The organism is Vibrio sp. Isolate23 (genome assembly GCF_022398095.1).
Classification (GTDB): Bacteria; Pseudomonadota; Gammaproteobacteria; order Enterobacterales; family Vibrionaceae; genus Vibrio; species Vibrio coralliilyticus_A.
In genome coordinates this window covers 93,333-119,623 of sequence record NZ_JAKEUV010000003.1, presented here as the reverse complement: position 1 = coordinate 119,623, position 26,291 = coordinate 93,333, and the positions used below count along the sequence as shown (strand labels likewise).

10 protein-coding genes are annotated in these 26,291 nt (G+C 46.7%); 9 read left to right on the top strand and 1 reads right to left on the bottom strand.

Annotation, left to right across the window (positions count from 1 at the left end):
• Positions 1-5: 5 nt before the first annotated feature.
• Entirely contained in the window at positions 6-719 is a 714-nt protein-coding gene (locus L1D31_RS10345; RefSeq protein WP_239837052.1) for a 4'-phosphopantetheinyl transferase superfamily protein, read from the bottom strand.
• A 176-nt stretch (positions 720-895) separates the two neighbouring features.
• Here L1D31_RS10345 and L1D31_RS10340 point away from each other — a divergent pair, with 176 nt between their 5' ends.
• The 9 genes from L1D31_RS10340 to L1D31_RS10300 all read left to right on the top strand — a co-directional run bounded on the left by L1D31_RS10340 (position 896) and on the right by L1D31_RS10300 (position 26,231).
• On the top strand, positions 896-1,660 hold the full coding sequence (locus tag L1D31_RS10340; protein WP_239837051.1) for an ABC transporter ATP-binding protein: 765 nt from the start codon (positions 896-898) through the stop codon (positions 1,658-1,660).
• Positions 1,654-2,535, top strand: coding sequence for an ABC transporter substrate-binding protein (locus L1D31_RS10335; RefSeq protein ID WP_239837050.1), 882 nt, complete (start codon positions 1,654-1,656; stop codon positions 2,533-2,535). Before L1D31_RS10340 ends, L1D31_RS10335 begins: the two co-directional genes overlap by 7 nt.
• Complete coding sequence (gene fhuB / locus L1D31_RS10330) at positions 2,532-4,508, top strand: Fe(3+)-hydroxamate ABC transporter permease FhuB (RefSeq protein ID WP_275666113.1); 1,977 nt, start codon at positions 2,532-2,534, stop codon at positions 4,506-4,508. The genes L1D31_RS10335 and fhuB overlap by 4 nt, the downstream gene beginning before the upstream one ends.
• Positions 4,509-4,607: 99 nt before the next feature.
• Positions 4,608-6,263 (top strand): multidrug ABC transporter permease/ATP-binding protein, encoded by a 1,656-nt coding sequence (locus tag L1D31_RS10325; RefSeq protein ID WP_239837049.1) that lies wholly within the window; start codon positions 4,608-4,610, stop codon positions 6,261-6,263.
• A gap of 57 nt (positions 6,264-6,320) precedes the next feature.
• The gene (locus tag L1D31_RS10320; RefSeq protein WP_006962378.1) at positions 6,321-6,524 is read left to right on the top strand and encodes an MbtH family NRPS accessory protein; all 204 of its coding nucleotides are present in this window, start codon (positions 6,321-6,323) and stop codon (positions 6,522-6,524) included.
• Positions 6,525-6,597: 73 nt separating this feature from the next.
• Positions 6,598-17,496, top strand: a complete 10,899-nt coding sequence (locus tag L1D31_RS10315) for a non-ribosomal peptide synthetase (protein ID WP_239837048.1) — start codon at positions 6,598-6,600, stop codon at positions 17,494-17,496.
• Positions 17,493-22,913 carry a non-ribosomal peptide synthetase gene (locus tag L1D31_RS10310; RefSeq protein ID WP_239837046.1) on the top strand — a complete coding sequence of 1,807 codons (5,421 nt, stop codon included), beginning with the start codon at positions 17,493-17,495 and terminating at the stop codon, positions 22,911-22,913. Before L1D31_RS10315 ends, L1D31_RS10310 begins: the two co-directional genes overlap by 4 nt.
• A gap of 137 nt (positions 22,914-23,050) precedes the next feature.
• Entirely contained in the window at positions 23,051-25,273 is a 2,223-nt protein-coding gene (locus tag L1D31_RS10305; protein WP_239837045.1) for a TonB-dependent siderophore receptor, read from the top strand.
• Entirely contained in the window at positions 25,263-26,231 is a 969-nt protein-coding gene (locus L1D31_RS10300; RefSeq protein ID WP_239837043.1) for a GNAT family N-acetyltransferase, read from the top strand. The genes L1D31_RS10305 and L1D31_RS10300 overlap by 11 nt, the downstream gene beginning before the upstream one ends.
• Positions 26,232-26,291: the final 60 nt, after the last annotated feature.

Genomic DNA, 26,291 nt, shown 5'->3' with positions numbered 1-26,291 from the left:
CGTCTTTATACTGCCACTTTAGAGAGACAAATCACACACTGTTGATACCATGTATAGTGACTCTCCAAAGTCCTAGAAATTCCCTTCGAAATCAGATATTGGCTCGATTCGAACCTTAAACTATTTTCACCACTTTTCACTAAACGAACGACATCGAACTCAAGGATCTCCTGAACTTGAGGGTAGATAGCTTTGTAGAGTGACTCTTTCGCTGAAAACAATAATGTGACCGCTTCATTTCGACTTAGACCTGTTTGAACAAGCAAGTCTATTTCCTCTTCTCTCGCAATAAAAGCCTGAGTATCTTGTACTTCCTGATCTGAAAGAACACGTTGGATATCCACGCCTAGGTGATGATCCGCTAGTTTTGTCTTCCTCTCTACGACGGCAAGCGCGTAGTTTTCACAGTGAGAAATTGAGCCAGTCAAGTGAGATGGGAAATTGGGAGAGCGATCTAAATTTATGCCTACCTTGTGCGACTCACCAAGGAGGGCCATGGCGTTTTCAGCTGCAGTGCGACCTGCAACAAATTCAGCCTGACGTGAAAAATGTGCCTTTCGTATTGAATTGGGCTGAACACAAATTGAATAAAGTGATTTGGGAAACAGAGACTTATCGTATGAAACCATGCAAACAACCAGTTTCATTTTATTAACAGTAAATGGCAGGTGTGGAAGACTTTGAAGCCAATTTTGTTCGCTTTTAAGCAGAGTGTTCATTTCTTAAATCTTTAAGCTTAACCCTTATAAAACAGGGGGTACAATATCATTTGTGAACAGTATTGCAAATGAAAATGGTTTGCATTTATCTATTTACTGTTATATAAATCCCACCTTGTTAATTGATAGTTTTTATTGATTAACCCTATGTAAAAAGAGAGTTTAAGGGAAATAATATGCTCGAAGCTAGAAAACTAGCATTTAGCGTTGGCAACAGAAACTTGTTGTCAGATTTTGATATGAATTTTGAGCCTGGCAAGATTTATGCGCTTGTCGGTCACAACGGCTCAGGTAAATCAACGTTACTTAAACTTCTCGCACAGCAGCAAAATGCCACCAGCGGAGATGTCTTGCTACAAGGCAAATCAGTTTCCGATTGGTCAGATAAGAAATTCGCTCAGCAAATTGCCTATCTTCCTCAGCATTTACCATCGACCGATAGCCTTTCAGGAAAAGACCTAGTGAGTTTTGGTCGCTACCCATGGCACGGCTTACTTGGGCGTTTAGGTGCGAAAGATAAAGAGTTCATTCAACAAGCGATGCAGATGACAGATACAGAAAAGTATGCAGACCGCTTGGTTGATACTTTGTCAGGTGGTGAACGTCAGCGAGTGTGGCTAGCCATGCTTCTGGCTCAGAGAACTCAATATCTGCTTTTGGATGAGCCCTTATCTGCTCTGGATATCGCTCACCAAGTAGAAATGCTTGAACTAATAAAGAAACTGGCAACTGAACTCGAATTAGGCGTTCTTATCGTGATACACGATATCAACATGGCCGCTCGTTTTTGCGACCACATAGTGGCACTTCATAGCGGGAAAATGATCGCTCAGGGCTCTGTTTCTGAAGTGTTTAACGAACAGCAGCTAAACGATATATATGGTATCGAAATGCAGATCACCGACCACGCTGCAGGTTACCCGGTAGCAATGCCATGTTAAACATTAAACGAATGACAATCGCCTGTCTTACTACGTTGACCGCAGTAATGCCTGCCATGGCTGGAGCAGAGGTTTTACAAGATAAACTGCGAGTGATGTCTATTGACTGGTCTCAGACGGAAACCATGATCGCTCTTGGCGTTACGCCTGTGGCATCGGCTCAACAATCGGATTACAACGACTGGGTCAGAAGTCCGAAAATACCGGATGAGACTGTGGACGTTGGCCTGCGAACTCAGCCTAACCTAGAAAGGTTATCTGAGCTAAACCTCGACACCATTTTCCTTTCTCCTCGTTTTGCTTCGCTGGAGACTCAGTTATCTCGTATTGCACCCGTAAAAATCCTTGGTCTGTATAAAGTGGGTGAGGTTAACTGGGATGCCGTCACTGATTTCACACGCCGCATGGCAAAAGAGGTTAACGCTGATAAGCAAGCTGAACAGCTTATAGCCAATAGTGAAGCTGAATTGAATGACCTAAAAGCAACACTGCCTGACAACATAGATCCAGTGCTTTTAGTACAGTTTATGGATACCAAACATGTTCGAGTATTTGGTGAGAACAGCATCTATAAAGTGGCATTGGATCAGTTAGGCATTCAGAATGCTTGGGACAAAGCGACTAGCGCGTGGGGTTTTGCCCTCACAGGCGTTGATAAGTTACAGGGTATCGATGCGCAGTTTATTGTCATTGAGCCTCTCCCGGCGGGTGTTAAGGAACATTTAACGCAAGATCAGTATTGGCAGTACTTGATTGAGCAAACGGGTCGTCCGGTAATCACCGTAAAAGCGACATGGAGTTTTGGTGGTTTACCATCAGCGATGCGTTTCGCTAATTTGGTCACCTCTGCACTGACTGAGGAGTTCACCCGATGAGAATCTTATCTTTGAGTCTTGTCGCGACACTCGCGGCATTTATGCTGACCATTGCAGGCTTTCAATTAAATGCTTCTGGCAATTTCTTAGCAGGCGTGAATAGCCTTTTCCAAGCAGACTGGATGTCGCCAGAATCGGTTAGATTGCATCTAACTTGGTGGCCTAGATTTTTCACGACACTGATAGCAGGTGCGGCTTTGGCTGCTGCTGGTGTACTGATGCAGCAAGTATTGCGTAACCCTTTGGCGTCACCTTCCACTTTGGGTGTGGCAAGTGGTGCCAGTTTTGCTCTTATGATGGCGACCTTGTATGCCCCTTGGTTACTGGCGTTTTCTAAATCACTGATTGCTTTGCTAGGTGGCGTAGCGACAATGGCACTGGTGTTTGCACTGTCATGGCGTCGCGCACTTTCACCGACAGTTGTGGTGGTGTCGGGTCTGGTGATTAACCTTTATTTCGGCGCTGTCAGCACAGTTCTGTTGATGATGAATCAGGATAAGCTGGCAGGCTTAATGATTTGGGGTGCGGGCTCACTTGTCCAAACCGGATGGTCTGATATTGCTTATCTCACCCCAAGACTTGCTTTAGCGATTGGTGTTTCATTCCTATTCGTTAAACCATTAACCTTGTTGGAATTATCTGAAGAAGGCGCAAAGAGTCTCGGCGTGTCTCTGGCAAAGCTGCGCGTAATATGTCTTGGTCTTGCAGTGTTACTGACATCTTGGGTGGTTGCTAAAGTTGGAGTGATTGGCTTCGTTGGCCTCGCTGCTCCAGCGATTGCTCGTGCAACCGGTGTACATCGCCTTGTGCCTAAGTTAATCGTCTCCATGCTGTTAGGTGGCTTACTACTAACGCTTACGGATCTGCTTATCCAGCAGCTCCCAGGTATTGCCGCTATGATTGTGCCAACGGGCGCTGCTACTGCTGCATTAGGTGCTCCTCTTTTATTGTGGTTACTGCCAAGGTTGTCGATGCGCAGTCAAACCCAGACGCAAACGGTCATGACACGTCATAGTGAGCAGGTGAAGAGCCTGAATCGTCATGCCATTGCATTGGTTGCGCTCGTCATCCCAGCCGCTTTATTTATCTTTAGTACCATTTCAATCCAAAGCTCTGGTTGGCAGTGGCTAGTGTTCTCAGGCGAGTGGAACCTGCTTGAGTGGCGTTGGCCTAGGCTTGTTGCCGCCGCCTTGGCTGGTGTGATGTTGGCTACCGCAGGTACTGTGATCCAGCGTCTAAGTGGCAACCCAATGGCGAGTCCTGAAGTGATCGGAATCAGTTCGGGTACCGCTTTGGGTTTGATCATTGCCATGTTCTCTGGCATTGGCGTTAGTCTCGTTGGCTTGTATCTAGGTGGACTAGTGGGCGCGATGGCGTCACTTTCGGTGATTGTGCTCTTGAACCGTAAGTCTGGCTTCCAACCGGAACGAGTACTGCTGACTGGTGTGGCTATCACAGCTCTTATGAACGCGGTACAAAGCTTCGTATTGGCGGGCGGTGACCCTAGGAGCTATCAAGTTCTAGCCTGGCTTTCTGGCTCTACTTACTTTGTTACACAGGCGACTTTACTTCCTTTAGCGGTTGCGACTTTCGTGCTTGTTGGGTTCAGTTTCTTAACGGCTCGTTGGCTGGACATATTACCTTTGGGAGAGGCCAGTTCTCGCGCACTTGGAGTGAAAGTAGGGCAGGCGAGAGGTTTGCTATTACTGCTGGTGGCATTGCTGACAGTTAGTGCCACTCTCGTTGTTGGCCCATTGAGTTTTATCGGTTTGATGGCGCCGCATCTCGCTCGTTTGTTTGGCTTTAGCCGAGCTCGAGAACATCTGATTTGTTCGGCGCTTGTCGGTATGGGATTAATGCTATTGGCAGATTGGCTAGGGCGCCAAATGTTGTACCCACAAGAAATCCCAGCCGGTTTGGTTGCGTCTTTGATTGGCGGTATGTACCTGATGTGGGGACTTCGCAGACTTTAATTTTTAGTCATGAGGGAGGCAATGCTCAGCTTTCCTCAATGCTGTTTTAAAATTTGTTGATAATGATAATCACAATAATAATCAATATATGGATTTGAGATGAAATTACTTTTTCAGTTGGCCCATAAACAACATAAAGCGCTCGCTTTGGTTATCTTGTTGAGTGTAGCAAGTGCCTTTCTCAGTATTGGCGTGATTGCTTTTATTCAATATGAACTATTGAGTCAGACAACCAGTGTTCATAGTGCTATCTGGCAATTTGCTGGTTTACTGGTACTTTTGTTGATCACCGCAACCGTTGCGCAGGTGTCACTGCACAAGTTAGGTCACCAGTTCGTTTATTCGAAGCGCTGTCAATTGGTTAAGCAATTGATCAACACGGATATTGAACAAATAGAAGATGTCGGTAGTGCCGGGGTTCTGGCATCACTGAACACTGACATTCGTAATATTACTATTGCCTTCGTTACTTTGCCGGAAATGATTTATGGCTTGGTACTTACCGTAGTGGCATTATCCTATCTCGCGTTCCTCTCACTACCATTATTTGGTGTAAGCCTGCTGATGTTAGGCGCGACTGGTATTATTGGTTATGGACTGGTGACTCGAATCACTTTCCATGTACGTCAAGTTCGTGACTTTGAAGACAAGCTTTATCACGATTATCAGGCATTGATTGACGGTCGCAAAGAGCTATCACTTAACCCAAATCGTGCTCGTCGTTATTTCGAGGATGAGTTCAGCCCAAATGCTAAGGGTTATAGAGACGAAGTCACAAGAGCGGACATCTACAATGGTTTTGCAGCCAACATGGCTAACACGATTGTACTGGCACTGATTGGTCTCAACTTTTATCTGGCGTTGGGTTTAGGTTGGGCAAGTTTTGACGTCGCCTCTACCTTTGCTCTGGTCATTTTGTTTATGCGCATGCCGCTTATGGCGGCAGTCGGTGCGCTGCCAGGTCTTATTAGCGCCAATATTTCTATGCGCAAGCTTGAATCGCTCGATTTAAGTGACAATGAAAACCTTGTTGAGGCTAATGAACAACCAGAAGTCTTTGAAGGCATCGATCTCCAGCAAGTGACGTATGAATACCGCGCCGATGGCGATGACCGTCCGTTTAAAGTTGGCCCGATCAATTTTAAAGCTTCGAAAGGTGAGATGATCTTCATCATTGGTGGTAATGGCAGCGGAAAATCAACGTTTGCTCGTTTACTGACCGGCCTTTATCGCCCGCATACAGGTAATGTTTTCTTGAACGGTCAACCTATGACTGAGCTCAACTGGCCTCACTATCGCCAGCAGTTTTCTACGGTGTTCAGTGACTTCTACTTGTTCCATCAGATAACCAATGGACAAGGTCAGGATGTTCCAGAGGCCGATATCAAAGAGTGGATGGAGCGTCTAGAAATGAGCCACAAAGTGACTCAAGAGAATGGTCGCTTGTCGGATGTTCGTTATTCACAGGGGCAGCGTAAGCGTCTTGCGCTACTGATGGCCGTTGCTGAACAGCGAGGTTGCATGCTTCTCGACGAATGGGCGGCAGATCAGGACCCTCGCTTTAGAAAAGTCTTTTACCAACAGCTACTGCCTCTGCTTAAAGAGCGTGGTGTGACTGTAATTGCTATTACCCACGATGACCGTTACTTCGATGCGGCAGATCGCATTTTCAAAATGGACAGTGGGCAACTGACGGAACTGGATACTGCGGATAAATCACAAGCTCAACAAGCAGTAGAAAGTGTCGTCGCTTAACGAAACAACCATCCAGAAAATCAAAACAATAACAACAACGATCTAGTTGAGGATATTATGAGTATTGACAGCCCAAACACAGAATTTACCGTCGTTATTAACCCACAAGAACAGTACAGCATTTGGCCTACTTATCATCCAATTCCAAATGGATGGAAAGCCGTTGGTGTTACTGGCAATAAGGAAACTTGCCTTGCCCACATAAATGAAGTGTGGACTGACATGCGTCCGAAAAGCCTGCGAGAAGCTTTAGCAGAGTAACATCACTCGCTTTTGCTTAATTTTGGTACCTGCTGTTTAGGTACCTGACATTTAACAGTTTTTAGGTATATGTATGTCAGTGGATGATATCACGATGACTCCGGCCAATGGTGGTTGGAGTCCACTTTCTCATTCTCAGCAACGTCTATGGTTGTTCCATCAACTCATGCCAGAAAGTATTGCGTATAACTTAGGCGGTGTTGCATGGTTATCGGGTGAGGGGATCACTAAAGAAAAAGTCCTAGGCGCACTTTCTAAGATATTAGAAATGCACCCAGTCTTTCGTATTAAGATCGAACAAAGGGATGGACAACCTCAGCAGTCTGCGCATTATGACCGAATCCCAGTGGCTTTTGTCGATTTGACCGATGAAGCTGACTCTGCTGACATTGTAAAGCGAGAAGCCAAAGCTAAGACTTACCAGACGTATGACTTAGGAAATGAGCTACTGTGTAGATTTCACTTATACCAGCTAGCTGAAGATAAATTTGCTTTGAGCATTGCTGCGCATCATTTAATTACCGATGCTTGGTCATTACAGTTGTTTGTAAGCTCCATTGTTCAATTTGTATCAGGAAAGCCACCCAAAAGCCCAAAAGGGGTCAGTTACTTTGATTTTTCTGAAAGTCAAAATGACTTCGATCCTGTAAAAGAGAAGGCGGATTGGGAAGCTCTGAAGTTAGTGGGCGAGGAGCCCTGTATTCTTCAAGGCAAGACGACTCAGGAGCAGAGCGCTTATACCGCCGGGCATATAGAAGAGTCATTGGGTATTGATGAATCAGTCTTGGTCGAAAAGGCTGCCAAACATTTTGGTGTGACCAAATTCGAGGTGTTGTCTTGTGCATTGTTGTTAACTCTATCTTCATATGCCAACAATTCTCATCCGTCGATCACCGTACCAGCATTGAATCGAGACTCTGCGAATAGAAGGAATATCGGTTTTTACGTTAATAATGTGGTCTTGGGTGTTCAGGCAAATCCAGAGTTGAACTTGAGAGAAGTTGTGCAGCAGGTGAAAAGTAATCTGCGCGACTCATTGAAGTTCTCTCACCTACCCATTGAGAAACTTTTAGGCCAGACGCCTCTTCCTACTGCTGCATTCAATTACCGTAGTCACGGGCATAAGCTCGCTGTGAAAAGCACCGGCGAGGATGGCAACACAATTAAAGGTTTTTTTGAAGAATTCCCGGTGACCGAAACACCCTTTGAACTTGTCCTTGACGCTATTGCAGGAGAGCAGCTATCGCTGCGACTTGTTTATGCACGAGAGAAGTTCACTCAAGCTCAAATTGACAGCATTTTAAGTACATACAAGAACGTTCTGAACCAGATCTGCCAATCTCCCCAACAGTCTCTAGCACAGACTAACGCGCTATCTAGCTCAGATACAGTGGCCTTGGAAGCGCACTCAGCGGTACAACAAACATGGAATCCAGTGACCTTTATGGCACTGGTGGCTGAGCAAGCAAAACTGCGTCCTGAAAAAATTGCCTTGAAACATGGCGATAAAACGCTGACTTACGCAGAGTTAGATGTTCAATCGAATTTAGTTGCAGATTCACTGCGTCAAAGAAAGGTTCAATCAGAAGGTGTTGTCGGTGTGATGATGGAGCGTGGCACCGATATGCTGGTCGCCATGTTGGGCATTATGAGAGCAGGCTGCGCATTCCTGCCGCTTGATCCGGATTATCCTGCTGAGCGCATTAGCTTTATGCTTGAAGACAGCGAAGCTCAGCAGTTACTGACTCAGCAACACTTGATGGATAAGGCTCAAGGTCTTTTCATCCAATCCGATTGTGCTCAAGAGTGCATTGCTATTGAATCTTTGTTAGCAGCTGAGGTTGCAGCATCTGAGCTTGCTGAGTGTTCATATCAAGATATCCACTTGGACCAGCTGGCGTATTTGATTTACACCTCTGGTTCAACAGGTAAGCCTAAAGGCGTGGCAGTGAGTCATCGCGGACTGACAATGCACGTCCAGACGATTGGCGAGCAGTATGGCATGACGCCTGAAGACACAGAGCTGCATTTTGCTTCTATCAGTTTTGATGGTGCTGTTGAGCGTTGGACTGTTCCACTGGCGTTTGGCTCAACGCTGATCATTCGAGACCAACAGTTGTGGACACCAGAAAAAACGACTCAAGTATTGGTAGACGAGAAAGTCACCATCGCTTGTTTCCCGCCAAGTTATGCAGGACCTTGGCTAGATTGGGTTGAACAAACTCAGCCAGATTTGGCTCTTCGCTCATTGACTCTAGGTGGTGAAGCATTTACCCGAGAAACGTTTGAACGAATTCAACGGGTGGTCAATCCACCTCGCATCGTCAATGGTTATGGTCCGACAGAAACCGTCGTCACTCCGATGATTTGGCGTGCTTATCCCGAAGATAAACTGGAAAGCTCGTACGCGCCGATTGGTCAGCCTGTGGGTGACCGTAAGTTGTATGTGCTGGATGAGAACCTTAAGCAGGTACCATTTGGAACGGTTGGCGAACTATACATTGGCATGGAATCTGGCCTTGCTCGCGGTTACTTGAAACGACCTGACTTGACCGCTGAACGTTTTATTCCGGATCCATTTGCCGCTAACGGCGAGCGTATGTATCGCACTGGTGATTTGGTTCGATTTAGACAAGATGGTGTTGTTGAATACCTTGGCCGTGCCGATCAACAAGTAAAAATTCGCGGCTTCCGTATTGAGCTTGGAGAGATTGAATCTCGCCTACAGACGCTTGCTAATGCTGAGTTTTGTGCGGTTGTCGCACACGAGTCGCCGACAGGGAAGCGCCTAGTCGGTTATGTTCAATTGAGTGAAACAGAGCAAAAATCTGAATCTCAATGGCGTATAGAGTTAGCCACCCAGTTGCCAGATTATATGGTGCCGTCACGTATCATTGTTAGCCAGACACTCCCTTTGACACCTGCTGGTAAGGTGGATCGCAAGCAACTTGCCGCACCGGATTGGGAAGAAGAACAGAAAGCGGGAGCACCGCTGGAAGGGGACATCCAACATCAGCTGGCTGAAATATGGCGTGAGCTCCTTAAACTAGAGTCTATTGGCTCTGACAGCCATTTCTTTGCACTTGGTGGAGATTCAATTACCGCTTTGCAAATGGTAGGAAAGCTTCGTCAACGAGGTTTGATGCTGACACCAAAGCAAGTGTTTGACTACCCTGTGCTTGGTGAAATGGCGTTATGTGTTCTCGATAGCCAAATCAAACCAGCTGAACAAGGTGAGCTTAAAGGCAAAGTATCCTTGCTGCCAATGCAGAAGCGATTCATTGAGAACTATCTGGATAAGAATGGTCAGCTAGAACTATGTAACCAGTACGCAAAACTCAACTTGCTAGCTCCGGTCAATGCAGACGCGATTGTTCGAGCACTTAAGCAAGTGGTGCAACATCACGATAGTTTGCGCCTTTCTTTCGAGGCTCCTAATACAACAACATCTGACGCAGCAAAGTATCTAGCTGAATATGTGACAACCGCAGATTTTGCATTCCACCTTTATGCAGAGCAGATAGACATCGATGCTGTGCAGAGAGCGATTAATCCTGCTGTTGGTAAGCCATTGTCGGTCGGCTTGAATACTGAGACGGGTGAAATGCTGGTTGCCGTTCACCACCTTGTCATTGATGCGCTTTCTTGGCCTGTGCTTATTCAAGATTTGCTGGGGAGTTACCAGCAAGAAATGGGAGCCGACTCTTATGTTTTCGCCTCTAAAACTCACAATCAGGCTGACTGGTATGAGGCATTAGAGAATCTTCATATCAGTCATAAACAGTCCGAATTCTGGAATGCTCAGCGAGCAGAACCTGCTTTCCCAACGGCGCTAACTGAAGGTAAAGATCAAGAAAGCGAAAGTAAAGAAATTCATAAGTACAGCTACCACATTGCTAAAGAACTCGCTGAACCTCTATTTGCATCGACTCAGGCTTTTGCCAGAATGAGCAAGGAGCAGACGTTAATGGCATTGTCTGCACTTGCAGTGAAAGAAATAACGTCTGCAAATGAGATTGTCATTCATCGCGAAAGCCATGGTCGCTTCAGTGAGTCGTTTGGATTGGATCTTTCACGCAGTGTTAACTGGCATACTGCGCTGTTCCCGCAAAAAGTTGTGCTAAGTAACAGCATCAGTGAACTATTAGCGAGTGTAAAAGATGGCTCTCATGCAATCACCGATGGTGGTTTGAGTTATTCAGCGGGTGTAGTTCAGCAGCAATGGCAGTATCAAGACAATGTTGATGTGCTATTTAACTTCCTAGGCCGAGCAACGCAGGCTGATGTGAAAGGGGCTGAACTGGGTGAGTTTGGCTTATGGCGATCAGAAAATGCCAAAGCTGATGCCGCAATTGCATTGAATATCAGTGAAACTAATGATGGCTTTGATGTCGAATTTGAGTTTTCACTTTCTGCTCTGTCGCAATCTGAGTGTGATGCCTATGTTCGTCACTTGGAGTCGGCAATCAAAGTAGTGACGGAACATTGTACGTCTAACTCCGCCGTTTTGACACAAGCGGATGCGCCAAATACTCACCTGAGTCTCGCGACGCTAAGCCATGTAAGTGGTAACGCTCATCAACTTCCGAATCAAATTCTACCGTTGTCTACGCTACAGCAAGGTTTGTACTTCCACGCTCAGCTATCGCAAGACACAAGCACCTACGTCAACCAAATTACCTTACCAATATCTGGTGCTGATGCTGGCCAGTTAGAAGAGGGTTGGAAAGCCTTGATGAAGCGTCATTCGATTCTACGTAGTACGCTGCATCAAGTTGAAGGTAAGGCGCACCTGTATGTATGGGATGACCTGCGAATCACTAGCAGAGCCTTTGATGGGCGAGAGGAAGTAGGCTTTGAGTTAGAGTCGTATAAACGTTCGCTCATTGAACAAGGTTTCGAACTGGAACAAGATGCGAGCGTCCAGCAGCTAAAACCTTTGTGGCGAGTAGATCTAGTGACAACGGGCGACAATGAGATCGCCTGTATTTTCACGATTCACCACATTCTGATGGATGGCTGGAGCACCGGCGTTTTACTCAGCGAACTATTTGCTCACTACCAAAATATGAGCCTGCCTGTTGTCAGCCATGATTTTGCTGACTATTTAGAATGGGTTGTACAGCAAGAACCAGAAAGTGCTCAAGAGTACTGGCGTGGTTATCTGAATGGTGTTGAAGCACCAACAATGTTGGTTGAACAATACGGTTCGAACACAGATAAACTAGGGCATGTGCGTCACAACGTGGATTACAGTGCTGAGGTACTAGGCAGTTGGCAGTCTCAACTGAAGTCATCTGGCATCACGCTAAACACTCTCATTCAGGGCGCATGGCTACTGACGCTTCAACGTTACACGGGTCAGTCTCAGCCTGTTTTTGGCAATACGGTTGCGGGTCGACCATCGTCACTAGCAAACAGTGAAGCCATGGTTGGGCTTTTCATTAATACCTTGCCTGTTACAGCGATGGTGGACTGGCAGGCGAAAACCAATCAATGGCTTGCCGAGATACAAGAGCAGGCGAGCGCACAGCGTGAATTCAGCCATGTCTCTCTGTCAGAGGTACAAGCACAATCTCCACTTGCTGGTGAGAATCTGTTTGATTCGTTGGTGGTGTTTGAAAACTACCCATTGGATGAGAGTCTGTTTAGTGAAACTGGCCTTAAGATTGGCGAGCCTGACAGCTATGAGTTTACGCATTACCCGTTAACGCTGGCGGTATTGCCAGGTGAATCATTACGTATTGTTTTTGCGTACGACTCAGCGAAATTCTCACAGTCAGATATTGATGCGCTGTCAGCAACGACGTCTCATTATCTTGAGCAGCTTGTCGATAAGCTGACGCAAAACCTGTGTGATATTGATGTATTGGACGCCGAACAACAGGCTCGCTTATCTGATCATGTAAAAGCGTCTGAACCGTGGACTTACAAACCTTTCACTGAACTATTAAAAGAGCAGGTGCTTGCTCAACCAGATAGTGAAGCGCTTGTGGCGAATCCTCTTGGGGGAACGGCCTTATCAACTAATGGTTCGGAACGGCTTGCTTTGTCATACCAACAGCTAGATGACTTCAGTGATGGTGTGGCCGCTGAGCTAATCGCACGTGGAATTCAACGAGACCAACGGGTTGGTGTGATGTTTGCCCGTGGATCCGACATGCTGGTGGCAATGATCGGTGTGTTGAAAGCCGGAGCTGCATTCCTACCTTTAGATCCTTCATACCCTCAAGACCGACTGGCTTATATGGTTGAAGATAGCGATGCTCAATGGCTGATTTCTGACGGTAGTTCGCAACAATTGGCACGTGAGATTTGTCTGCGAGATAACATCATTGCGTATTCTGAAATCGACCTTCAGCAACCTCTTTTAAATCGCCCTGAAATTTTGGAAGAGCAGCTGGCGTATGTGATCTATACCTCGGGCTCAACGGGTAAACCTAAAGGTGTGTGTGTTTCTCATTCAGGTCTGAGCATGCACGTTCAAACCATTGGTCAACGATATGGCATGACACCACAAGACATCGAGCTGCATTTTGCTTCGATCAGTTTTGATGGTGCCGTTGAGAGATGGACTGTCCCTCTAGCCTTCGGCTCAAAGTTGGTGATTCGAGACCAGCAGCTTTGGAGTGCACAAGAAACATGTGAAGTACTCGAGCGTGAAGCGGTGACCGTCGCGTGTTTCCCGCCAAGCTATGTTGGACCACTGCTAGAGTGGATAGAGGTTGAACAGCCAACATTAGCGGTACGTTCTTGGACTCTGGGCGGTGAAGCCTTTACACGAGAGACCTATTTCAAGCTTCAGCAGGTACTGAATCCGAAGCGCATTATCAATGGATACGGCCCGACGGAAACAGTCGTGACGCCAATGATCTGGCAGGCTTATCCTGAAACGCCGTTAGAAAGTGCTTACGCACCTATCGGTACTGCTGTCGGTGCACGTAGTCTCTATGTATTGGACGGCGACCTTCGTCCGGTTCCGTCTGGTGTCAGTGGCGAATTGTACATTGGTGAAGAAGTTGGCTTAGCTCGCGGTTATCTAGATCGTCCAGACTTAACGGCCGAGCGTTTTGTTCCCGATCCATTCGCAAATAACGGAGAGCGTATGTATCGCACTGGCGACTTAGTTCGCTGGCGCGAAGATGGCGTGATGGAGTATCTGGGGCGGGCAGATGACCAAATAAAAATTCGAGGCTTCCGTGTCGAATTAGGTGAAATCGAGTCACGATTACAGAGTATCAGTGGCAGTAAACTGAGTGCTGTAACCGCCTTTGAAGGTTCAGCTGGAAAGTACTTGGTCGGCTACGCAGAAGGTCACGCTGACCTAATAAACGGCGATGATATTCTCGCTCAAATGGCGAAAGTACTGCCTGACTATATGGTGCCTTCACAGCTTGTAGTCATGGAGTCAATGCCGTTGACGCCAGCAAGTAAAGTCGACAAGAAAAAACTGCCGCAGCCTGATAACCATGTTCAGCACAAAGCCTATGAAGCGCCAGAAGGTGAGATTGAACAGCTTCTTGCACAAGAATGGCAAGCCTTGTTCGGGCTAGAGAAGGTGAGTCGTAATGACGACTTCTTTGCTCTGGGTGGTCAGTCATTACTTGCTACACAGCTTGTTGGACGTTTGCAGCAAAAACACCAGATTCGTCTTTTACTTCAGAGTGTCTTTGATTCTCCAAGACTAGATGTGATGGCAACTCAGTGTACATCACTCAAAGAACCCGCAGTCACGATCAAAGCAGTGCCGCGCATGGAATACATGCCAGTGAGCGCTTCGCAAAAGCGTTTATGGTTTGTTCAACAGCTGATGCCTGAAAGTTCTGCTTATCACATGCCGCTTGGACTTAAGTTAAAAGGCGAAGTGAATAGAGAGTGGTTAGAGCAGTCGTTGCGCACTGTGATAGGCCGCCATGAGGCTCTGCGTACCAGCTTCGATCAGGTAGATGGCGAGCTGATGCAGTCTATCCATTCTGATGACGATGTAAGTCAATTTGCATTAGCAGAATACTCAGCTGATGAGTTCTCCGACATAGAGGCTCAGCGCCTCAACTGGATCGGTGAAACCTTTGATTTGTCATCGCCTTCATTGTTGAGAGCTTACTTAATCAAGCATTCAGAACAGGAATTTGAATTACTTCTGGTTGTCCATCACATCGTCTCTGATGGCATTTCGATTCAAAACCTAATGCGAGAGTTGTCGGCTGTTTATTCGTCGTACAGTCATTCTGGACACTTTGAGTCAAGCGTAGAGACTGACGCGCTGGATTACGCCGATTACGCTAGCTGGCAGCAGGAGTGGTTAAAGTCAGATAGCGCCAAAGAATCACTGTCATGGTGGAAAGCGGCGTTAGCGAAAGATATTGAGCCGCTTGTTCTCCATAGCGATGTCGCGAGAGACCAGCTCGAAACCACCGGCCAGCGTCATCACTTCACTCTGACCAAGCAGCAGGTCAACGCGATTGAGACTCTTGCTGCACAAAGCGCAACGACTCCGTTTAACGTTATGTTAAGCCTGTGGCACTTATTGCTTCACAAGTATTCTGGGCGTGATGAAATTCGAGTCGGTATCCCTGTCGCAGGCAGAACACAGCCAGACACTCAGCAGATGCAAGGCTGCTTCATTAACAACTTGGTGATCCCTGCGCAGTTAGACGCGGCAATGAGTTACGACAATCTGCTCCTAGAGACAAAACGTTTTACTGAGCAGGCGTTGACCCATCAAGATGTGCCATTTGAGGTATTGGTAGAGTCTCTTGGTGTGACGGGTAATTTGCAGCACCATCCGTTGTACCAGACGAGTTTCAACTTCCAACGTATTGAGCGCTCAATTCTCGCTGAATGGGGAGGATTACAAGCAGAAGCGTTTGATCCGGGCGTGGTCGCGGCTCAGTTAGAGTTGAGCTTAGATGTTCAGGCCTATGATGACGGCGAATGGAGTGGTTTTGTTAACTATGCAGCACCAGTATTCGATCAAACGTTTGTCAAAACATTACTTGGTCACTGGTTTAAGCTGCTTGAACAAGTTGCCTTGAATCCCAACGCGACGTTGTCTGAACTGAGGTTGGTTGATTCTGACGAGTTCGCACAAATTGAAGCATTCAACGCGACGAAGAAATCATGGGGTGACATGCTTCCTCCACCAGTCGCTGTTGAAGCTCAAGCACAGCGCACCCCAGAGGCGATTGCTTTGTCAATGGGGCAGCAGTCGATGACTTACGCTGAATTCGACCGCAGAGTGAATCAGTTGGCTCAGTGGCTACGTCAACAAGGTGTGGGCGAAGAAACCAGAGTTGGCCTTGGTTTACCACGTTCGTTTGAACTAGTGATTGGCTTACATGCGATTACTCGTGCTGGTGGTGCTTATGTGCCATTGGATCCAAGTTATCCAGCAGAACGTTTGAATTACATTCTTGAGTCTGCGGACGTATCCATTTTACTGACCGATAGTGACACCTTGCCACAATGGCCGGAAAACCCTCAATGTCAGTATGTGGCGTTAAATCAGGCTGAGATCTTAAAGCAAGTCAACGAGCAGAGCACTGAGGCTCCGGTAGTAAATTGGCAGGCTGACCAGTCGCTGTATGTCATCTTTACTTCTGGTTCTACAGGACTACCAAAAGGTGTGGTAAATACCCAGTCGGCACTACACAACCGCTTGGCTTGGATGCAGAACGAGTATCAGTTAGATGCCAGTGACTGTGTCCTCCAGAAAACACCGTTTAGCTTTGATGTCTCTGTATGGGAGTTCTTCTGGCCGCTTATGTATGGTGCAAGACTAGCGATTGCTGAGCCAGATCATCACCGACAACCTGAGTTATTGCACAACACCATTCGCGAGCAGGGCGTAACGACGATCCATTTCGTTCCTTCGATGCTTCATGCTTTTGAAAGTGAAACGGATATTGGAGAGTGCAGCAGCCTGCGCCGCATTATTTGTAGCGGTGAAGCTTTACCTGCTGAGTTGACTGAAAAAGTGTTGACGGGCGCGCCAGGTTGCCAGCTACATAACCTTTATGGTCCGACTGAAGCGGCTATTGACGTGACTTACTGGCAATGTGATTTACCTGTCGGTAAGCGCATCCCGATTGGTCATGCGATTAGCAACACTCAGCTTCATGTATTGGATGATTGTTGGAATCCCGTCCCAGTCGGTGTGCCTGGTGAGCTATACCTTGCGGGGGATGGCCTCGCGCGTGAGTACCTATCCAGACCGGATTTGACCGCCGATCGCTTTGTGCCAAATCCGTTTGCGTGCGAGCAAGATGGAAACATCGGTTCTCGTATGTACCGCACCGGTGACCAAGTGGTCCGCATGCCAGATGGCAGACTTGAATATCTGGGCCGATTAGATCATCAGGTAAAAATTCGTGGGCTTCGTATTGAGCTGGAAGAAATTGAAAATGTTCTCAACCAGTACGATGACGTCGATGAATCGGCAGTCATTGCTTATGAGCATCAAACAGGTACGCAGCTTGTTGCCTACGTGGTGTGTGGTGAGTGGGAATCAGAAAAAGAAACCGCTGTTAAAGCGCACTTGAATGACCACCTTCCAGACTACATGGTTCCCGCTATCTACGTTGCACTGGATGAAATGCCTCTTTCACCAAATGGTAAGCGTGATCGCAAAGCGTTGCCTTCTCCAGAGTGGAGTAAGGTGGAATATCGCGCCCCAGAGAGTGAACTGGAAATTTGGTTTGCCAACACTTGGCAGCAAGTCCTTGGCTCAGAAAAAGTGGGCTTAGACGATAACTTCTTTGCGCTCGGAGGCCATTCTCTGTTGGCTACACGTATCGTCGCTCAAGCACAAAAAGAGCTCGACTTAGCGATTTCATTAAAAGACTTCTTTGCCGCTGGGACGTTACAGGCATTAACGGATGCACTTCAAGCTCAGTATCAGGCAAACAATGAACAAGAACAGGATGAACTCGACGCCATGGCAGCACTAATGGACGAGTTGGAATTGTTATGACCCAAGAATCAAATTCAAAAGCGCAACAAAAACCAAAAATAGACAAATTTGCATTAGCAAAACGTTTTCTAAACCTTGGTGAGCAGGAGCAGGCGAAATTTATCGCTCTGCTTGACGCCAAAGGAATGAGCTTTGAAAAGCTACCGATAGTCCCAGCAGAAGAGGTGCGCGATGTGCCTCTTTCTCCGGCGCAGAAACGACTTTGGGACATCTACCAGCTTGATGCTGGTAATAGTGCTTACCATATCAGTGGTGGTTTTGAGCTCACTGGTGATTTATCTACCGATAAAATGGAACTGGCGCTTGCTGAAGTCATGAGCAAGCACCACGCCTTGAGAACACGCTTTGTTGTTTCGGGCCAAGGTGAGCCGAAGCAACATGTTGACCAACACTGTATTGCTCACGTTGAGCTTAAAGATGCTAGACACTTAACGGAAAATCAGCTGGGCGAATGGACATCAAAATTTATTGCCAAGCCGTTTGATTTGCTTCATGAGATGCCAGTACGAATGGCGTGTATTCGTACATCTGAAGACAAAACCCATGTGATCATCGTGATGCATCATATTGTGTCTGATGGCTGGTCTATCGGATTATTTATGCGGGATCTGGTCACCGCTTATCAGGGAGAGTCTCTAGAGCCATTGAGTATCCAGTACAGTGACTTTTCTGTCTGGCAGGATGCACTGCTAAAAGCGGGTAAAGGGGATGAGGAACTTCAATTCTGGCAGCAAGAGCTGGGTGAGAAGCAGCCGCAAAAACTGTTTGAGTGGACGGGCGATATTGAACCTAATCAGCGTCGAGAAGCACAGCAGGTAAGCCTAAAATTTGGTGGTAATGTTTCTGAACGCATTGCACGCCTTGCAAGGCAAAATAACGTCACCACTTCGAGCTTCTGGCTAGCCATTTGGCAGGCTGCGCTGTTCAAGTTGACAGGACGTAACGATATCAACATTGGTATGCCAATGGCTAACCGCGCCCGACCAGAAGTATCTGACGTTATTGGCTTTTTTGTAAACACTAATGTGGTTGCTCAAGACGTACAACCTGAACAGAGCTTTGGTCAAATCATGACTAGAGCTCACAGCAAAGTGCTGGAGATTCAGGAACATCAACTATTGCCGTTTGATCGTGTGGTTTCGTCATTGTTGAGGGAAAGGTTGGTTGGAGAAACGCCTTACTTTCAAGTGTTGTTTAACCATCAGGTCAATCAAACCGAGTCGATTGAGTTTGCTCCGGGTATAGCGGTAAAGCCGCTGGCGCTTAAAGGTAACTTCGCACTGTTTGATGTTGCTTTGGATGTGTTGGAATCTTCGAGCGGTACTCAGGTAACGCTGACCTATGCCAAAGACCGTATCGACCCCGAGATGATGGTTTCGCTTACTAGCACTCTGAACCTGTTAGTCTCGCAAGCAGAGCAAAACCTGAATACACCATTGGCAGCGCTTAACTCACTGGATGAGGATCAACTCGCCAGATTATCGCAACTGTCGCAGCCAGAAGGTGAGTGGCGTTATCAACCCGTCACTGAGTTGTTCGACCTTCAGGGTATTGAGCAACCGTCAGCTATTGCATTAAAACATGGCCAGCAAAGTGTCACGTTTAAACAGCTGGAAGAAAAATCGAACCAGCTGGCGAACCAGTTAGTAGAACAGGGTGTCGTTCGCGATCAAGCTGTGGGCGTTCTTTTTGATCGCGGCAACGATATGATCATAGCGATGATCGCCATTATGAAGGCTGGTGGGGCGTTTCTACCGCTTGACCCTGATTATCCTACTGACCGACTGGCTTACATGATCGAGGATTCTGCTGCGAGTCTAGTAATCAGTGATCAATCATTGCGCTCACGTTGGGAAGAGATTGATTCACACGTCCTCTCACATTCGGATCAGGCGGCTTCAGTTTCACCGCTTTATATGGATACGTTAGATTGGCAAGGCCTATCAAAAGCCAAGCCAGAAGTAGAACTCTTGCCAGAGCAGTTGGCTTACATCATCTACACATCAGGGTCGACGGGTAAACCTAAAGGTGTCGCGATTGCCCACGATGGCCTGAGTATGCATGTGCAGACGATTGGTACTCAATATGGAATGACGCAAGATGACGTTGAGCTTCACTTTGCGTCAATCAGTTTTGATGGGGCAGTAGAGCGCTGGACAGTGCCATTGGCGTTTGGTTCTCGCTTGGTGATTCGCGACCAACAACTGTGGAGTGCGGAGAAAACCTGTGATGTACTCAAGCAAGAAGGGATTACGGTAGCCTGTTTCCCTCCAAGTTATGTTGGCCCGTTGCTGGATTGGATAGAGACGACTCAGCCTCGGTTGAATGTACGTTCTTGGACTTTGGGTGGTGAAGCCTTTACTCGTGAAACCTATGACCGCCTTCAGTCGGTCGTAAACCCACCACGTATTATCAATGGCTATGGGCCTACAGAAACCGTGGTGACACCAATGATCTGGCGTGCTTACCCACACGATAAGCTGACCAGTGCCTATGCACCTATCGGTCAACCTGTTGGGGCTCGTAGACTTTATGTGTTGGATGGTTTGCTTAACCAAGTTGCCGAAGGCGCAGTCGGGGAGTTGTACATTGGTGAAGAAGTCGGCTTGGCACGCGGGTATCTGGGCAAGCCGGATATGACCTCAGAAAGATTTATTCCGGATCCATTTACCAATAATGGCGAGCGTATGTATCGCACTGGTGACTTAGTTCGTTGGCGAGAAGACGGTGTCATGGAATATTTTGGCCGTGTTGACCAACAGATAAAAATCCGTGGATTCAGAATCGAGCTGGGTGAGATCGAATCAAGGCTTCAGCAAATATCCGGTGTAGAGACTTGCGTGGTTGCGGCGCATCGTCATGGCTCTATGACCCACCTTGTGGGGTACCTGCATGGTGCTGATGCAAACAAGGCTGATAGCGTTTCGATATTATCTGAGCTTGCTGAGCATCTGCCTGAGTATATGGTGCCAGCGCATCTCGTGGTGCTAGAAGAGTTGCCGTTAACTCCAGCAGGTAAGGTGGATAGAAAAGCGTTGCCCGAACCAGAATTCAAATCTGAGTTGTCGCAAGGCTTGCCACCAGAAGGTGAGAAAGAAACTCTCCTTGCTGAGCTTTGGCAAGAGCTATTGGGTATTAATTCTGTCAGCCGAGAAGATAGCTTCTTTGCGTTAGGTGGAGACTCTATATTGAGCCTTCAGCTAGTGAGTAAATTGAAACTGGCAGGTCTAAACGTATCTCCAAAACAAGTATTCCAAGCGCCAGTACTGAGCGAGTTAGCACAAGTACTTGAAGCAGCGGTTGAGCAAGAGCAAAGAGAGTTACCAAAAGAACCATTTGGTCTGATGCCAATTCAGGCTCATTTCATGGCGCAAAACTTTGCTCAGCCAAATCACTGGAACCAGCATGTGTGTGTTGAGTTGAAGCAGGATATGGATATTCAGGCACTGGATACTGCGCTTAAAGGGTTAGTGGAGCACCATCCCGCGTTGAGATTGTCGTTTTCTCAAACTGAAGGTAAATGGCAGCAGCAATACGTCGAGAATGTTTCTCATGATCTTCTATGGAAAACTCAGCTAAATAGCTTAGAAGCATTCGAAGTGTTTGCTCACGAGTTGCAAACAAGCCTTGATATCGAAGCAGGCCGACTGATTCAGGCAGGCTACGCTCGAATTGAGGGGCAGAAATCTCGCTTGATGATTGTAATTCATCACCTAGCTGTAGATGGCGTTTCGTGGCGAGTCCTGATGGATGACTTATGGCGTGCTTATCAGCAAACGCTTTCTAGTGACGAAAGTTCAACGAAAACAGTTGAGCTACCGCCTGTTTACACCTCTTTGGATATGGCTGTGGATAGCCTCAACACATGGGCATTAACAGAACAAGGCAAAGCTAGAAAAGCAGTTTGGGATCGACAAGCTTTGCATGCGGAAAATACACACGCTAAAGCAATCTATGGCAACAAGCGCTCACAAAAGGTTGAGCTAAGCCGTGGGGTGACGTCAGCTTTACTGAGCTGTGAAAATATCACAGCTGAACTTGTCTCTGCTTTATCTGCGATTGCGGACAGAAACCAAGAGACTCAAAGCGTGTATTTAGAAAGTCATGGTCGTGACGAGTTTGTCTTTGGAGGGCTAGATCTCAGTCGCATGGTGGGCTGGATGACGAGCCTATATCCGATGACTTTGAATACCACAGATTCTCGAGACGATATCGCTGAGCGTATGGCGCTATTGAACCAAGATTCAGGCATTGGCTACGGGCTGCGCTTCTTAGACGCTGAGCCTCAAGAACAAACTGCGGAGCTAACATTCAATTACCTAGGGCAGTATCAAGGCAATAGTTTTGCTCATTGGTGCCAACCAGTGTCGTCAAACTCGCGTGATCAAGCAGATGAAAACATCATGTTGACGCCTTTGGTCATTAATGCTCAAGTTGTGGATGGTGTATTGAGCGCTGATTTTGAATATGCAACGAGTCATTATTCGCAATCAGATATCGAGACCAAAGCCAATGCATGGAAAGAAAAACTTGAATTAACACACTCGGCATCTAAATCGCAAAAAGGTGAGGCGATAGCAGCCAAAGCTGACCTCAAATTGATCGAAAAGCTTAATACCGATGTTGACGGGATTGCACCTGTATTCTGCATTCACCCAGTGACAGGCAGAACAGTTGGCTATCAGAAACTGGCTCAAGCATTAGCGGGCAAACGCACCGTTTATGGTGTTCAGTCTCAGAGCTTCGTCTATCCAAATCGCTTTGACATTTCGTTTAGCGCAATGGCTGATACTTATTGCGCGACTATTCGTCAAATACAGCCATCAGGGCCTTACACATTGATTGGTTGGTCGCTCGGCGGCGCGCTCAGTCAGGAAGTCGCAGCTCGCCTTGAAGCAGCCGGCGAAAGTGTCGCTTTCCTCGGGTTATTGGACTGCTATGTGCCGGGCACTGAAATTGCCGAAGATCAATGGGAATCACCGAAAGCAAAAGCTAAGCTGATTGAGCATCTAGAATTGCTCTTGGGTAAGTTGTCGGAAGGGCAAAAGCAAACCTGCCTTGCAGGATTTGACCAATCGACACCAGATAAATGGCCAAACGTATTCTCATCTTGGTTGGCTGAACAAAACTTCGATCACTATCTATCTGAAAGTGCACAGCAAATGCTGTATAGCTGGGCGGTAGAGCAGCACATGAGAGCGCTGTGTCATGAGTATCAGTTACCTGAAATTAATACCAAACCAACCGCATATTGGGCTGGGCAACCTGAAGGTCGACACAAGCTGTTGAGTTCGGAGCTGTCAAAAGTTAACACCCAGCTAAGCAGTGAAGTGCTGGATACGGATCATTTAGGAATAGTGCAAGAAAGTGCACTGATCGAGAAATTACGCCACTTATTAATAATCAATACATTATAGATCCATAACGACTAATTTATAGATTCCATTTTTCTATAAAACTCGTTAAACTCCATTCGCATTCGAAATGCTAATGATAATGGTTATCATAATTATTAATATAATATTCGGTAAAACCGAAAGTTAAGGAGAGAGACATGAATCGGCAGTTTTTGCTGAGCCCAGCTTGTTTGGCAGTCGCGTTCGCTCTATCTGCTGGTGCAGTAAACGCAGCAGAAGACGAAACAGTCGTGGTAATCGGTCAAGAGCACGACAGTGCTGTAGGCCCAGACTTTAGTTACCTAGGCCAAAAAAGTCGTACAGCGACTAAAACAGATTTAGCAATCCATGAAACACCACGAGCGGTTTCAGTGGTTACTCGCGAACAAATGGATGATCGCGCGTCAATCAGCATCTCAGACGCACTTCAGTACACACCGGGTATCCAGACCAACTTCTACGGCGATGACAATAAGCAAGATTGGTTTGTTATACGCGGATTTCAGCAAGCTAATAACGGGCTTTACCAAGATGGGACGCGCCTATATTCGGCAGGCTTCTACAGCTGGCAGATTGACCCGTTTGGTTTGGAGCGTGTAGAAATTCTGCGTGGCCCAGCATCTGTTTTATATGGACAAAACCCACCGGGCGGCGTCATCAACACGGTAAGCAAACGTCCTCAGTTTGATGGTGGTTCAGGTCAAGTATCAGTTGAATATGGTTCATATGACAGGACTCAGATTAGCTTGGACGTCAACCGTGAACTGAGTGAAGATGTTGCTTTCCGTCTTGTCGCTATGGGACGTAAGAATGGTACCAAAGTCGACAATGTTGATGCAGAGCGTATTCTAGTTGCACCATCATTAGCGTGGAATATTAACGATAAGAACAGTATTACATTTCTGACAAGTTACCAAAAAGACGATTCCAACCCTTATCTACAGTTTTTGCCAGTCGAAGGTACATTGACCAGCAACCCTAACGGCCAGATTAGTGATGATGTAGCAGTTGGTAATACCGATTGGGAAAAGTTTGAACGCGAGCAACTTTCCTTTGGTTACGAGTTTGAGCATCAGTTCAATAGCGCTTTGAGCTTTGGTCAATCTGCTCGTTATAGCCGTATGGATATTGAACTTCGTCAGATGTATTTCGCGGCGTATGCGGCTGATGTGGATCAATTGGGGCCGTTGCTAGATCCTACTGGCTCAAGACAAACAATTGTGAGAAGGGCATCAACTGATAAAGGGCAGTCTGATGCATTTAATGTGGACAACCGCTTAGTGTATCAATTCCAAACTGGGGATGTTGAGCACACATTACTAGCGGGTTTTGATTATCAACAAATTGAAATAGATAGTCAGGATTATGCAGCCGATCCTACTGTCGCTGATGGCAATGGTTCTTTCACTATTCCGTTAGCTGGTACGATTGCAGAGCCAAGGTTCAATATCTTTAATCCAAGTTATAGCAGTAATGTGGTCCTGCTTCATCCTACATCATTTCAACAATTAACAGACGCTGATCTTCAAACTACGGTTACCAAAAATCGACAGATTGGTTTTTACCTACAAGATCAAGTGCGATTCAATGACTGGGTAGTACAAGCTGGTGTTCGTTACGATGATACTTCGAATAAGCAAAGTAATCAGACGACAGGCAATACGTATCAAGCAGACTATGAAGAGTGGACATCTAACGTAGGTGTGGCTTATGTAATGAGTAACGGCTTTACTCCATATGCAAACTACTCTCAATCCTTTGAACCTCAAGTTAAAACTGTCGACAATCAAGCATCGAAACCAGAGCGTGGTGAAGCTTTCGAAGCAGGTGTTAAGTTTCAGCCTCGAGGCTTTGATGGCTACTTTAACGTATCTGTTTATGAAGCCACTAAGAAAGACGTTGTTCAAATTGATGGTGCTGCAGTCAAGCAAGTAGGTGAGATTCGCAACCGAGGCATGGAACTAGAAGCGGTTGCCAATGTAACGCAGGCCTTAACGTTAATCGGTAACCTATCTTATGTTGACTCTGAAATCAAAGATGATACGGACACTTCTATTATAGGTAATCAACCTCAACAAGTAGCAGACAGCTTAGCGTCCGCTTGGGCAAAGTATCAATTCTTTGGTGGCACATTTGACGGTATGAGTATCGGTGGAGGCTTCCGCTATACAGATGATACATACGCTGGTAACAACAACGCCAATACAGTGCCATCTTACACACTGTACGATGCAACAGTTAGTTACCGATTTGATGACTATAAATTCCAAGTTGCAGCAAAGAACATCTTTGATAAGGAATATATAGCTACTTGTACAAGTAGCAACTGTTTCTACGGTGACCGCCGCAATGTGATCGCGAGTCTGAGCTATGACTGGTAACCGTGATACCCACAACACTCTGCCCTTTGGGCAGAGTGTTCAGCAACAAGGGGATACATGTTGCGTTGAGATGCCAAGTGGTCAGTTAACACTTAGCAAGGAAAGTGGCGGTTATTGGCGTGTGACCAGCAGTGCCATCAATGATAAGGAAGTGGTTCAAGCTTTTGTGCTTATGCTTGAGCACCGTACGGATATTCGCTGTATTGATCTCGGCGAGTTTACTTTCTCATCATTAAACGACATCACTCATGTCACAGATGAAGGTATTCGTCTGGTTTGGCGAGAAGCTTTACTGCAGTTGCCAGAGCTTTGGCTAAAACAGCAGCGTCGCGCTATTCCACATAAGCAGATTCTCGCTTCTAATGGCTACCATCCTCTTCGCCCAAGACCTCAAAAAGGTGAGCTATACAGCCGCTATATTCCAGAATTAGAGCAGACGCTGTCTCTGGTTGGGCTTGATGTAGAGCAACACGCAGAGCTGTTTTCCAAATGGCAAAACAGTGAACGAGTGGCCGCGTTTTGGGAGCAGACAGGCACTTTAGAAGAGCATAAAGCTTATCTAGAGGAGCAGTTGGTCAATGATAAAAACCAGCTATTGATTGTGTGCCTTACTAACGAACCCTTTGCCTACATTGAAGCCTATTGGACAAAAGAAGATCGCATCGCGCCGTATTATGCAGCAGGCGATTACGATCGCGGTATTCACATGCTTGTTGGTGAAGAGCATCACCGTGGCAGTCACAAGGTCGCCGCTTGGCTTCCTTCAGTATGCCACTTCCTTTATCTGTCCGATCCAAGGACAGAGAAAATCGTCAGCGAACCAAGAGCAGATAATGCCAAGATGATTGGTTATCTGCAGAAATTCGGTTTCGCCAAATTAAAAGAATTCGACTTCCCTCATAAGAGGGCAGCTCTAATGTGTCAGTTGAGAGATACCTTCTTTAGCGATTGCTTTTAGTATCGCAACCCAGTTTTAGGGTGTCTCGGGGATAGAGAGCCAAAGAGCTCAACGGAAAAC

Excerpts from the sequence above, each read along its gene's own strand:
- L1D31_RS10345 (WP_239837052.1), bottom strand. The coding sequence starts at position 719 with ATGAACACTCTGCTTAAAAGCGAACAAAATTGGCTTCAAAGTCTTCCA.
- L1D31_RS10340 (WP_239837051.1), top strand. The coding sequence starts at position 896 with ATGCTCGAAGCTAGAAAACTAGCATTTAGCGTTGGCAACAGAAACTTG.
- L1D31_RS10335 (WP_239837050.1), top strand. The coding sequence starts at position 1,654 with ATGTTAAACATTAAACGAATGACAATCGCCTGTCTTACTACGTTGACC.
- fhuB (WP_275666113.1), top strand. The coding sequence starts at position 2,532 with ATGAGAATCTTATCTTTGAGTCTTGTCGCGACACTCGCGGCATTTATG.
- L1D31_RS10325 (WP_239837049.1), top strand. The coding sequence starts at position 4,608 with ATGAAATTACTTTTTCAGTTGGCCCATAAACAACATAAAGCGCTCGCT.
- L1D31_RS10320 (WP_006962378.1), top strand. The coding sequence starts at position 6,321 with ATGAGTATTGACAGCCCAAACACAGAATTTACCGTCGTTATTAACCCA.
- L1D31_RS10315 (WP_239837048.1), top strand. The coding sequence starts at position 6,598 with ATGTCAGTGGATGATATCACGATGACTCCGGCCAATGGTGGTTGGAGT.
- L1D31_RS10310 (WP_239837046.1), top strand. The coding sequence starts at position 17,493 with ATGACCCAAGAATCAAATTCAAAAGCGCAACAAAAACCAAAAATAGAC.
- L1D31_RS10305 (WP_239837045.1), top strand. The coding sequence starts at position 23,051 with ATGAATCGGCAGTTTTTGCTGAGCCCAGCTTGTTTGGCAGTCGCGTTC.
- L1D31_RS10300 (WP_239837043.1), top strand. The coding sequence starts at position 25,263 with ATGACTGGTAACCGTGATACCCACAACACTCTGCCCTTTGGGCAGAGT.